The organism is Rhizobium sp. PEPV16 (assembly GCF_008919455.1).
Lineage (GTDB): Bacteria > Pseudomonadota > Alphaproteobacteria > Rhizobiales > Rhizobiaceae > Rhizobium > Rhizobium leguminosarum_Q.
Genome location: NZ_VSZV01000189.1, coordinates 1 through 11,434, shown reverse-complemented (window position 1 = coordinate 11,434; position 11,434 = coordinate 1). Strand labels below are relative to the sequence as shown.

Here is an 11,434-nt window from a genome sequence, read left to right as displayed (position 1 = left end):
CTGCGCGGCCACCTCGGTCCTGATCACGGTCCACCCGCAGATGCTGGATGTGATGTCGATGTCGCAGTTTTTGACGATGACGAGTGAGCTGATGTCGGTCGTGGAAAAGGCGGGCGGCCGTACCAGCTATGACTGGATGCGGTATCTCGTGACGCGGTTCGAGCCGAACGACGGACCGCAAAGCCAGATGACCGGCTTCATGCGGGCGATCTTCGGCAATCGAATGCTCCACAACGCCATGGTGAAGTCGACGGCGGTCGCCGACGCCGGCGTCACCAAGCAGACACTCTACGAGGTCGAGCGGTCGCAGTTCACACGCGGAACCTACGATCGGGCACTGGAGTCGCTCAACCTCGTGAACGGCGAGATCGAGGCGCATATTCGCTCGACCTGGGGGAGGAAATAGATAGATGGCGCGCAAAAACCTCATCGAAATTTCCGCTCCGAACCCGGCAAGGGCGGATGCGGTCGCGCCGCGCGACAATCGCCCCATCGCTGGATTCGTGCCGCAGGAGCGCAGTGCCGCGCCGGTCGGCGGCATTACCAAGACGCTCGGCAACATTACCGAGAAAATGGAGCGGGCGAGTGAACTGGAACGGCAGCTTGCCGCCGGCCAGACCATCATCGAGCTCGATCCCGGTCTGATCGACGCGTCCTTCGTCAGCGACCGATTGGCAATCGATGCGGCCGAACTCGCGCAGCTTGTCGAGCAGATCCGCGAGCATGGGCAGCAGGTTCCGATCCTTGTCCGCCCACATCCCGAAACGAGGGGACGCTACCAAGTCGCCTACGGCCATCGTCGTCTGGCTGCCGCCAGAGAAATCGGCATCAGGGTGCGCGCGGTCGTTCGCGATCTCACCGACGGTCAGCTGGTCGTCAGCCAGGGACAGGAAAACAGCGCTCGAACCAACCTCTCCTACATCGAGCGCGCGCTCTTCGCATCGCGGCTCGAGGAACGGAGCTTTGGCCGCGATGTCATCATGGCGGCTCTCGGCGTGGACAAGGCGGCGCTGTCGAGAATGCTGATCGTCATCCGGCAAGTCCCCCTGGGGCTCGTCAACGTCATCGGTGCCGCACCTGATATCGGCCGCCGCCGATGGTTGGAACTGGGCGAGCGGCTTGAGAAAGCCGACGTCGAGAAGATCATCGCGGAGTTGTCCGCGGACGACGCGCGCAAAATTTCAAGCGACGAGCGGTTTCACCGGGCACTCGTTCTGGCAACGAAGAAGACGGCCGCGCCGAAGCCGGCGGTGGCCAAAACCCAGGTTAGTGGCGTGCCTGTCATGATCAAGAAGACAGCATCCGGTGCGACCTTCGTCTTCGACGGCAAGACCGCGCCCGGTTTCGATCAATTCGTCCAGGAAAGGCTGAAGGGCCTATTCCAGGAGTTCAACAAGGACAGAGGAGCGTAGCGCGCAAAAGAAAAAGGCCCCCAACGACGCCGTCGTGGAAGCCCTTCTCAGATCTTAAGCACATCGAGAATCGCATTTCCACGAATCACAGTCAAGCGTCTTAGGCACCAAATTGGTGGATGGTTTTCTTTTGCCTGAACGAAGGTGAAGGCAAATGGAGAGTGGATATGTGACGACGCCCTTCGGGCGGCGGCCGATGTCGCTTGGCATGCTGGCAAGCCAGCAACTGGCCGAGACCATCGAGCCGGGGATGAAACGCAGCAAATGGAAGCTGTTCAGGGCGATCTGCGAAGCACGGCCGGCGCTTGGCGTCACCGATCGGGCGCTGACGGTGCTCGACGCGCTTTTGACCTTCTACCCTGACGACGAAATCTCCGAGGAAAAGGGACTGATCGTCTTCCCGTCGAATGCGCAGCTTTCGTTGCGCGCTCGCGGCATGACCCCAGCCACCCTCAGGCGGCATCTTGCCGTTCTGGTCGAGGCAGGCCTGATCCTGCGCAAGGACAGCCCGAATGGAAAGCGCTATGCGCGCCGCGACAGGGCAGGTGCCATCGGCGAGGCCTTCGGCTTCAGCGTCGCACCGCTTCTGGCCCGTGCTGTCGAAATCGAAAGCCTGGCCGCCCAGGCGGTTGCCGACCGGGAGCTCTTACGGGTGACAAGGGAACGCCTGACGGTGTGCCGGCGCGACATTTCCAAACTGATCGCGGCGGCGCTCGAAGAAGGGGTTTCCGGTAATTGGGAAGGCATTTCGGCGATGTTTCGAGCGCTTCTTGCTCGAATTCCACGCGTGGCGACCGCCGAAGACCTCGCCCCGCTGCTCGACGAGATGGGGCTGCTGCGTGCAGAGATCGTCAACATGCTGGAAAGACGGATAAAAGCAAAAAAAATAGACGCCAATGAGTCTCAAATTGAGCATCACAAACAGAATTCAAATCCCAACTCCCTTTATGAACTTGAACCAAGCTTCGAAACGAAGCAGGGCGAAAAGGCAGCGGCCGATAACGACCCGAACGTCGGCCCGTCGGACGAACGAAGATTGAAACAGCAAAAGCCTTCCGGCGGGATGAGCAACAGGGCGGGGGGCGCGGCCGATCCGGGCGCCGGACCAAGCCTGAAATCCTTCCCGCTCGGCCTCGTCCTCCAGGCCTGCCCCAGTATTCTCGATTACGGGCCTGGCGGAAGCATCGGCAATTGGCGAGACCTGATGTCGGCCGCCGTCGTCGTGCGGTCGATGCTCGGCGTCAGTCCCTCGGCCTATGAGGAAGCCTGCTCGGGCATGGGGCCGGAAAACGCCGCAACCGTGATCGCCTGCATCCTGGAAAGGGGAGGGCACATCAATTCGCCCGGCGGTTATCTCAGAGATCTGACTCGAAGGACCGAGAGGGGCGAATTTGCGATCGGCCCGATGCTGATGGCGCTCGTGCGGGCGAACGGGCCAACGGCGAGGCATGCCAGTTGATCGTGAGAAAGCGACTGCCTCGATATTCGTGCAGCGAGGCAGCGCGCAATCACCTCTTTACATCTAACATGTTAGTTTGCTACACCTGATCCATTCTTTGGGAGGAAGCATATTTGACACAAAAATTCGGGCTCTCGGTCGCTCTTGCCACACCATTCGACAGCAATGGCGATATCGCGATTGGGGCGATGATCGAGCAGGCACGCCGAAGCCTCGCTGCAGGGTGCTCGAGTGTAACCCTGTTCGGGACGACGGGGGAAGGTTCTTCCATCGGCACGCGGGAACGTGAGCATGTTCTCGCTTCCTTGCTCGATAGTGGGATAGCCGCAAAGCAGATCATCGTCGGTGTGCTGGTCGACGCGGCCGAGGATGCGGCGATGCAGGCCGGCCATGCGCTTTCCAAGGGAGCCCGCAATATCCTTCTTGCTCCTCCTTCCTACTTCAAGAACGTCAGTGACGATGGCGTCTTCCAGTGGTTCTCGGCTGTCTTCGCCATCCTGGGCGACAAGGCGCGAGACATTATCGTCTACAACATTCCCTCGGTCACCATGGTTCCGCTGACTGTTTCGCTGATCGGCCGCCTGCGGACCGCCTTTCCCAACGTGGTAACGGGCGTCAAGGATTCCTCCGGCGATTGGCCTTTTACCGAAACGCTACTGAAGGCGCATGGCGATCTCGTCATCCTGGTGGGGGACGAACGTCACCTGGCGAAGGGCGTGCGGCTTGGCGGCGAGGGTGCGATCTCCGGCATGGCGAATTTCGTACCTCGCGAAGTCAAGCTGATGGCGGAGGAAGGAATGGACGATCCTCGCGTCGAGAATTTCGTGGACGAACTGCTGAAATTTCCGGTGACCGCCGCCGTGAAAGCGATGGTCGCTCACCTGACGTCGGATGAAATCTGGCTTGCGGTTCGACCACCACTCGTCTCAATATCCGGCGAAGGGCAGGCGCAACTCGCTCTTGCGTTCGACACTCTTTTCCGCTCGAAAGCGGCATAGGTCGGAGATGTTTCTGGGGGAGGCGATGGACGGAACGGACGAGCAGCCGACACTGCGGGAAAAGGCGTATGAGAGCTTCACACGCCACCTTCTTGCGCGTGACGTGCGCCCCGGCCAGTTCGTTTCGCAGCGTCGCCTCGTCGAGTTGACGGGGCTGACGCTTGGCGCCATCCGCGAACTCATCCCGAGGCTCGAAGCCGAAGGTCTGATCAAGACGGTGCCCCAACGGGGGTTGCAGATCGCTCATATCGATCTGAACCTCATTCGCGAGGCGTTCCAGCTGCGCGTCTTCCTGGAGAAGGAAGCGGTCGCGCTTTTCACCCGCTCTGCGTCTGACGAGACGGTCGCTGGGCTCCTGAAGCAGCATCGGGATATTGCCGACGCCATTCGAAACGGCGATGGATCGCACGAACTGGAAGTGCACGCGCAGGCTGTCGATTGGGGCATGCACGATGCTTTTATTGATGCTTTGGGAAATACCATCATCTCGAACGCCTACCGGGTGAACTCGATCAAGATGCGCCTGATCAGTCAGGACCGTTTTCGAATCGATGGTCACGTCGGACCTGTCATGGTTGAGCACCTGAAGGTGCTCGAGGCGATCGAACGACGATCGGCGGAGGACGCCGTCAACAGCCTTGTCGCACATATCAATCATGCAAGAGATCGTGCGCTCAGGATATAATCGGAAATAAACAGCCGGGGGTGAGGAGATCGCCGGCAAAAGGAGGAGGAATCACATGTCATCTTTTTTGAACCCGACGAGACGCGGCTTTCTGGCGGGTACGGCCGCTTTTGGCGCCAGCAGCATGCTCGGTGTCCGGTTGGCATCGGCTGCCGTCGATTGGAAGCGCTTTGCCGGCACGACGCTGGAAGTCAACCTGGTCAAGAGCCCGCGCAGCGAAATACTTCTGAAGTACTTGTCCGAATTCGAGGAGCTCACCGGCATCAAGGTCAATGCCGAAGCGACGCCCGAACAACAGCAGCGTCAGAAAACGACCATCGAGCTGAGCTCCGGCAAGCCCAGCTTCGATGTCGTGCACATGAGCTACCACGTCCAGAAGCGGCAGTTCGAAAAGGGGGGCTGGCTTGCCGATATCGGCGGTTTTCTCAAGGACCCGTCTCTGACCGACCCGTCTCTGGTTGAAAGCGACTTCGCCGAAGCCGGCCTGACTTTTGCCAGAGATCCGGACGGCGTTCTGCGTTCGCTTCCATTCTCGGTCGATTACTGGATCATCTACTGGAACAAGACGCTGTTCGAGAAGAAGGGGCTCGCCTACCCGACGACGTTCGAAGAACTCGCCAGTGCTGCGGAGGCGCTCACCGATCCTTCCACCAACACCTACGGCTTCGTCGCCCGCGGCCTGAAGAACGCCAATACGCCGGTCTGGACGTCGCTGCTGCTTGGGTATGGTTCGAGCCCGCTCGGTCCGGATGGCAAGCTGCGCACGACATCGCAAGAAGCGATCGATGCAGCCAAGCTCTATCAAAGACTGATGACCAAGACCGCCCCTCCCGGCGTTTCTGGCTTCAACTGGGCCGAGGCGCAGTCGGCCTTCCTGCAGGGCAAGATCGGCATGTGGCTGGACGGCGTCGGTTTTGCGCCGCCGATCGAGAATCCGGAAAAGTCGCGCGTCGTCGGCCAAGTCGGTTACGGCATCATGCCGAAAGGTCCGAAGGCACAGGCCGCGGGCACCTTCGGCGACGGCCTTGGCGTCGTCGCGGCAAGCCAGAAGAAAGAAGCCGGGTACCTCTTCTGCCAATGGGCAATTTCGCATGAAATGGGCGCACGTCTGCTGCAGGCCGGCGCCGGCGTTCCCTTCCGGCAGTCCGTCCTCGAGGATGCGAAGGTCCGCGAAGGCGTCAAGATGCCGGGCGCCTGGCTTGATGCCGTGGTCGGTTCCGGCAAGATCTCGCAGCTCGCGCTGCCGGTCATCATTCCGGTCACCGAGTTCCGCGACGTCTATGGTGTCGGTCTCACCAACATGATCGGCGGCGCCGATCCCGAAACCGAGCTGAAGGCAGCGACGGCACAGTTCGAACCCGTCCTGGCGAAAAGCGAGGGATAATGGCCTCGACAAGCATCGAAACGGCCGCAGTGGCCAAGACGTCGAAAGGGAGGAGCAAACCGGACCGGTTTGCTCCCAACTACTGGCCTTTCGTCATCCCGGCGCTGATCGTCATTGCGGCCGTCATCGTTTTTCCATGGGTGTTTACGCTTTGGATGAGCGTCAACAGCTGGACGCTTGGCCAGTCCCAGGTCTTTGCGGGACTGGACAACTATGCCCGGCTGGTCGTGGACATGCGCTTCTGGGACTCGCTGTGCCATACGGTGCTCTATACGACGCTTTCCGTGGTGGTCCCCCTTTTTCTAGGGACGCTCGCCGCGCTGATCTTCGATGCTCAATTTCCGTTGCGCGGTCTTATTCGCGGCATATTCGTGATGCCGATGATGGCCACGCCCGTGGCCATCGCACTCGTCTGGACGATGATGTACCATCCGCAGCTCGGCGTCCTCAACTATCTCCTCTCCTTCATCGGCATCGGCCCGCAGGAGTGGATCTACAATCAGAGCAGCGTCATCCCGTCGCTGGTACTGGTCGAGACCTGGCAGTGGACGCCGCTTATCATGTTGATCGTGCTCGGCGGTCTGGCGGCGGTTCCGCGTGAGCCCTATGAAAGTGCTGAAATCGACGGAGCCAATGTCTGGCAGAAATTCCGCTATCTGACGCTGCCGATGATCGCACCGTTCCTGATGATTGCCGTGATCATCCGCAGCATCGATGCGGTGAAAAGTTTCGACATCATCTATGCCATGACCCAGGGCGGCCCGGGCACAGCGTCGGAGACGATCAACATCTATCTCTACAACACCGCTTTCGCCTACTACGATATCGGCTATGGCTCGGCCATGGCGGTCGTCTTCTTCATCCTCATCGTCCTGCTCTCCTTCATCCTTATGATGCTCCGGCAGCGCGTGAACTGGTCCGACGGGGAGGCACGCTGATGAAGCGCAAGACGCTCGATCGCATCGGACTGCTGTTTGTCGCCCTGGTGATGATCTCGCCGGTCGTCCTGTTCTTCCTCTGGATGATCTCGCTGTCGCTGAAATATGAGATCGACAACGGTGCCTACCCGCCGATCTTCATTCCGGAACGCTTCGCCTGGTCGAACTATCTGAAAGTCTTCCAGGAGAACAACTTCTTCCTCTATCTCTGGAATTCGGTGCTAGTGACGGGCGCGGCCACGCTTCTGGCGCTGTTGATCGGCGTGCCGGCCGGATATGGCATCGCGCGCCTGAAGGCCGAGAAGTCTGCCATGGTCATCATGATCGCGCGCATGACGCCCGGCCTTTCCTTCCTGATCCCGCTTTTCCTGCTGTTTCAGTGGCTGAACCTGCTCGGCACGCTCCTGCCGCAAATCATCATCCATCTCGTCGTCACCGTGCCGATCGTCGTGTGGATCATGATCGGTTATTTCGAGACGACGCCGATGGAGCTGGAGGAGGCTGCAAGCATCGACGGCGCAACACCCTGGCAGGTTTTCCGGCTGGTCGCCTTGCCGATCGCCAGGCCGGGCATCGTCGTCGCCTTCATCCTGTCGGTCATCTTCTCGTGGAACAACTTCGTCTTCGGCATCGTGCTTGCCAGCCGCGAGACGCGCACGCTTCCCGTCGCGGTCTATAACATGCTCTCTTTCGAACAGGTCAGTTGGGGTCCGCTCGCCGCAGCCGCATTGATCGTCACCTTGCCCGTGCTGATATTGACGGTGTTTGCGCAACGGCAGATCGTGGCGGGTCTGACGGCCGGAGCCGTCAAGTAAGCGGGTGAGACAAAGGCTTTGACGACTTCTTCTGCCTTCGAAGCGCCTCCCGGTCCGGCGCGCCGCGTTCTTTGTGTCGGCGCGGCGGTGATGGATACCCTGTTTCGGGTGCGCACGTTGCCGACCGGCCAGGGCAAAATTCTGCCCTACGACATGCTGCAGATCGCCGAGGGCATGGCGTCGAGCGCCGCCTTTGCGGTCGCCCGGCTGGGCGGCGATGCCAGCCTCTGGGGCGCAGTCGGCAATGATGCCATCGGCGAACGGATCATTGCCGACCTCAGCGAGAGCGGCATAGACACGAGCGGCATGCTGCGTGTCGAAGGCGCCCGCTCGGCCATCTCGACCATTCTCGTCGATGATCAGGGCGAGCGCCTGATTGTGCCTTTCTACGATGCGGGCCTGCACGAGACGGTCAAGCCGGTCACAAGAGAGGACGTTTCTTCTTTCGATGCGGTGCTGGTCGACGTCCGGTGGCCGAAGCTTGCGTTGCGGACGCTGTTGGCCGCCCGAGAGGCGGGCAAGCCGGCCATTCTCGATGGCGATGTCGCAGGCGATGGCGTAATCGAGATGCTTGCACCGGCGGCCAGCCACATCGTATTCTCGCAGCCGGCCGCCGAGCGCCTTGCGGGTGCAGCCGAGCTGGTGAAGGTCGTCGGCCTTCTGAAACGAAAGTTCGAGCAAGCTTTCATCAGCGTCACGGCGGGCGAAAATGGCTCTTTCTGGTTCGATGACCGAACCGGCGAAATCGCCCATCTTGCCGCTCCGAAGGTGAGGGCGGTCGATACGCTCGCAGCCGGCGATATCTTTCATGGCGCTTTCGCGCTGGCTGCCGCCGAAGGCTTGCCGATCGAAGAGACGATGCGCTGGGCATCCATAGCGGCGGCGCTCAAATGCCAGGTATTCGGCGGTCGCACCGGCGCGCCCAGCAGAGCCGAGGTCCGCGATGGCCTGCGGGATTGGGACGTGCCGATGACCAGGATGAGGGATCGTTAATGGAAGAGGTCCGAAAGCCAATAGCCTAAGGCTGAAGCGATCGCAGCGACGGCAAGTGTGGCAACCCGGGCAACAACAATGTTGCCCGCCAAGCCCCAGCGGTGATCGCATGTGTGGTCGAAACCGGGATGCCTAGCCAGGTTGGGCCAACCAATGTCAGAGCTCCGCCTGTTTCGGCACAAAAGCCCTGCATTGGGTTGAGACGCGTAATCTTCCCCATACAATCCGCCATGGGATCGAAAAGCGTACCGAGTGCAATTGCACTTTTGCATGAAAGGACGACCAAGAGCGGTACATGGAATCATCCGCCAAGTATCCTTGCGATATCAAACATCGTCTTTTGAGTGTCATTGCCCCATGGCCGAGGGAATAGAGAGAGGCGGACACAAACTGGAGGGTTTCGGCCACACCGACGACGGTCTTTGCGTGTTGGGTGAGCAAACCGAAGAAGCGATCTGCCCGCGGCATCAGTTTTCGGAAACCAGTTCAGCATCTGCGCTCCATCGAGTGTCGCAAAACTGCTACAAGCACGCCGCTGCCCGTGAAAAGCCGTTAACGACCCAAGCGAGCCATCCCAAAGCTGGGTCAGCGCGCGCAAATCGATCGGCCACTCAACTCATACTTCCAGCCAGCCGCCCTTTATGACCGTCGGGGCTTGGTGTCATCATATGTTCATATGAACATTTCATATTTGCAAAGTGAAACTCGCCTGTTACGATCGGCTCATGTTCGTAGCGGGAGGCTATGAACCGACAAACAAGTGGGAGTGAGGATGAACAAGATCGCTTTTTTCCTGTCCGCAGGACTGACCAGCCTTTCGTTATCCGTTCCGGCCATGGCCGCCACGAAGATCCAGTGGTGGCACGCAATGGGTGGCGAGAATGGCGCGAAGCTTGAACAGATCGCCAAGGGGTTCAACGCGTCGCAGTCCGATTATGAGATCGTGCCGGTCTACAAAGGTACCTATGATGAGACGTTGACCGGCGCCATTGCTGCGTTCCGCGCCAACCAGCAGCCCGCAATCGTACAGGTCTATGAAGTCGGCACCGGCACGATGATGGCAGCACAAGGCGCGGTCTATCCCGTCTACCAGTTGATGAAGGACGAGGGGGAGGCCTGGGACCAGAGCAAATTCATTGCGCCGGTCGTCGGCTACTACTCGGACACCAGCGGCAACGTCTTGTCCTTGCCGTTCAATTCCTCGACGCCGATCATGTATTACAACAAGGATGTCTTCAAAAAGGCGGGGCTCGATCCGGAAACACCGCCGAAAACATGGGCGGACGTCGAAGCCTTCTCACGGACGATCATGAAGTCCGGTGCAGCCAAATGCGGCTTTACCAGCGCCTGGATCTCCTGGATTCAGACCGAAAACCTCAATGCCTTGCATGACAAACCCTACTCCACCAAGGCCAACGGTTTTGGCGGCTTGGATGCGGAATTCACCTTCAACAACGATCTGACGGTCCGCCATTGGGACAATCTGAAGAAGTGGCAGGACGAGGGGCTCTTCAAATTCGGCGGGCCTGGCGGCGGCGATAACGCTCCTCCGATGTTCTATTCGCAGGACTGCGCGATGTACATGAATTCCTCGGCCGGCCGGGCCGGCGTCATCAACAACGCAAAGGCTTTCAAGGTCGGGTTTGCGCCGCTTCCCTACTATGACGACGTCATTCCGCAGCCGCTCAATTCGATTATCGGCGGCGCCACGCTCTGGACGCTGAAAGGCCGCCCGGAAGAGGAGTACAAGGGCGCCGCGAAATTCTACACCTACCTGCAGAAGCCGGAAGTTCAAGCCGATTGGCATCAGTTCTCCGGCTATCTGCCGATAACCGAGGCTGCGTATAAGCTTGGCCAGGACCAGGGCTATTACGAGAAGAATCCCGGAGCAGATATCGGCATCAAGCAGCTGACGCGGGTAACACCCACCGACAATTCGAAGGGTATCCGGTTCGGCAACTACGTCCAGGTGCGTGGTATCATCGACGATGAGTTTGCAGCCTTGCTGGGCGGGAAGAAGACGGCGAAGGAAGCGGTTGATTCCGTGGTCGCACGAGGCAACGAACAGCTTCGCGATTTCCAGTCGGCCAACTAATGGGCTCTGCGACGGGGGCTGGTGAGAGACCGGCCCCCGTTTCCCATCCGTCAGTGTGAGGCCCCATGCAAACCAAACGGACCGTATTTCCCAACAAGCTTTTGCCTTACCTGCTCATCGCACCCCAAATTTTCGTGACCGTAGTATTTTTCCTCTGGCCCGCGGCGACTGCGTTCTGGCAATCTTTCCTGCGCCAGGATGCCTTCGGCTTCAAAACGAATTTCGTCTGGTTCGAAAACTATCGCCGGCTCTTTGCCGATCCGATCTACATCAATGCCTTCGGCCACACGCTCGTCTTCGCCATTCTCGTGACGGTCCTGTCGACGGCGATCGCGTTGCTCCTGGCTGCAGCGGCTATGCGCGTGTTGCGCACCTCTCGAATTTATTCGACCCTGCTCATCTGGCCCTATGCCGTCGCTCCCGCGATCGCCGGCATTCTTTGGTGGTTCATGTTCAATCCGTCGATCGGTATCGTCGCCTATATGTTGCGGGCGATGGGAATCAACTGGAACCACCTAATCAATCCCGATCACGCCATGGTCCGGTTCGTGATCGCGGCGACGTGGAAGCAGATATCCTATACCTTCTTGTTCTTCTTGGCTGCGCTGAAATCCGTCCCGCGCTCGCTTCAGGAAGCCGGGGCCATCGACGGAGC

General features: G+C 59.6%; 10 protein-coding genes and 2 pseudogenes. 11 read left to right on the top strand and 1 reads right to left on the bottom strand.

Annotation, left to right across the window (positions count from 1 at the left end; all coding sequences use genetic code 11):
- The 9 genes and pseudogenes from FY112_RS04935 to FY112_RS04895 all read left to right on the top strand — a co-directional run.
- A pseudogene (locus FY112_RS04935) lies at positions 1-406 on the top strand (plasmid partitioning protein RepA); the annotation flags it as partial.
- Positions 407-410: 4 nt separating this feature from the next.
- Positions 411-1,412 carry a plasmid partitioning protein RepB gene (gene repB, locus FY112_RS04930; RefSeq protein ID WP_151517860.1) on the top strand — a complete coding sequence of 334 codons (1,002 nt, stop codon included), beginning with the start codon at positions 411-413 and terminating at the stop codon, positions 1,410-1,412.
- A 154-nt stretch (positions 1,413-1,566) separates the two neighbouring features.
- On the top strand, positions 1,567-2,871 hold the full coding sequence (gene repC / locus FY112_RS04925; protein WP_094088178.1) for a plasmid replication protein RepC: 1,305 nt from the start codon (positions 1,567-1,569) through the stop codon (positions 2,869-2,871).
- Positions 2,872-2,984: 113 nt separating this feature from the next.
- Positions 2,985-3,869 carry a dihydrodipicolinate synthase family protein gene (locus tag FY112_RS04920; protein ID WP_094088177.1) on the top strand — a complete coding sequence of 295 codons (885 nt, stop codon included), beginning with the start codon at positions 2,985-2,987 and terminating at the stop codon, positions 3,867-3,869.
- 7 nt (positions 3,870-3,876) lie between these two features.
- Positions 3,877-4,554: a GntR family transcriptional regulator gene (locus tag FY112_RS04915; RefSeq protein WP_011648806.1), complete on the top strand. Its 678-nt coding sequence runs from the start codon at positions 3,877-3,879 to the stop codon at positions 4,552-4,554.
- A 55-nt stretch (positions 4,555-4,609) separates the two neighbouring features.
- Positions 4,610-5,938 carry a sugar ABC transporter substrate-binding protein gene (locus tag FY112_RS04910; RefSeq protein WP_027664815.1) on the top strand — a complete coding sequence of 443 codons (1,329 nt, stop codon included), beginning with the start codon at positions 4,610-4,612 and terminating at the stop codon, positions 5,936-5,938.
- Positions 5,938-6,876 (top strand): sugar ABC transporter permease, encoded by a 939-nt coding sequence (locus tag FY112_RS04905; protein ID WP_151517859.1) that lies wholly within the window; start codon positions 5,938-5,940, stop codon positions 6,874-6,876. The genes FY112_RS04910 and FY112_RS04905 overlap by 1 nt, the downstream gene beginning before the upstream one ends.
- Positions 6,876-7,691 (top strand): carbohydrate ABC transporter permease, encoded by an 816-nt coding sequence (locus tag FY112_RS04900; RefSeq protein WP_017956614.1) that lies wholly within the window; start codon positions 6,876-6,878, stop codon positions 7,689-7,691. Before FY112_RS04905 ends, FY112_RS04900 begins: the two co-directional genes overlap by 1 nt.
- A gap of 18 nt (positions 7,692-7,709) precedes the next feature.
- The gene (locus tag FY112_RS04895; protein ID WP_094088175.1) at positions 7,710-8,684 is read left to right on the top strand and encodes a sugar kinase; all 975 of its coding nucleotides are present in this window, start codon (positions 7,710-7,712) and stop codon (positions 8,682-8,684) included.
- Here the strand turns inward: FY112_RS04895 and FY112_RS04890 are convergent.
- Positions 8,681-9,080, bottom strand: a pseudogene (locus tag FY112_RS04890) (inorganic phosphate transporter); the annotation flags it as partial. The gene FY112_RS04895 and the pseudogene FY112_RS04890 sit on opposite strands and share 4 nt — an antisense overlap.
- A gap of 376 nt (positions 9,081-9,456) precedes the next feature.
- Between FY112_RS04890 and ugpB the strand changes: the two are divergent.
- Positions 9,457-10,779: a sn-glycerol-3-phosphate ABC transporter substrate-binding protein UgpB gene (ugpB, locus tag FY112_RS04885; protein ID WP_094088174.1), complete on the top strand. Its 1,323-nt coding sequence runs from the start codon at positions 9,457-9,459 to the stop codon at positions 10,777-10,779.
- 65 nt (positions 10,780-10,844) lie between these two features.
- Positions 10,845-11,434, top strand: a 590-nt coding sequence (locus tag FY112_RS04880; RefSeq protein WP_151517858.1) for a glycerol-3-phosphate transporter permease, incomplete at its 3' end; no start/stop codon positions are given.

Coding starts and splice junctions, on each gene's coding strand:
- repC (WP_094088178.1), top strand. CDS start 1,567: ATGGAGAGTGGATATGTGACGACGCCCTTCGGGCGGCGGCCGATGTCG.
- FY112_RS04915 (WP_011648806.1), top strand. CDS start 3,877: ATGTTTCTGGGGGAGGCGATGGACGGAACGGACGAGCAGCCGACACTG.
- FY112_RS04900 (WP_017956614.1), top strand. CDS start 6,876: ATGAAGCGCAAGACGCTCGATCGCATCGGACTGCTGTTTGTCGCCCTG.
- FY112_RS04905 (WP_151517859.1), top strand. CDS start 5,938: ATGGCCTCGACAAGCATCGAAACGGCCGCAGTGGCCAAGACGTCGAAA.
- ugpB (WP_094088174.1), top strand. CDS start 9,457: ATGAACAAGATCGCTTTTTTCCTGTCCGCAGGACTGACCAGCCTTTCG.
- repB (WP_151517860.1), top strand. CDS start 411: ATGGCGCGCAAAAACCTCATCGAAATTTCCGCTCCGAACCCGGCAAGG.
- FY112_RS04910 (WP_027664815.1), top strand. CDS start 4,610: ATGTCATCTTTTTTGAACCCGACGAGACGCGGCTTTCTGGCGGGTACG.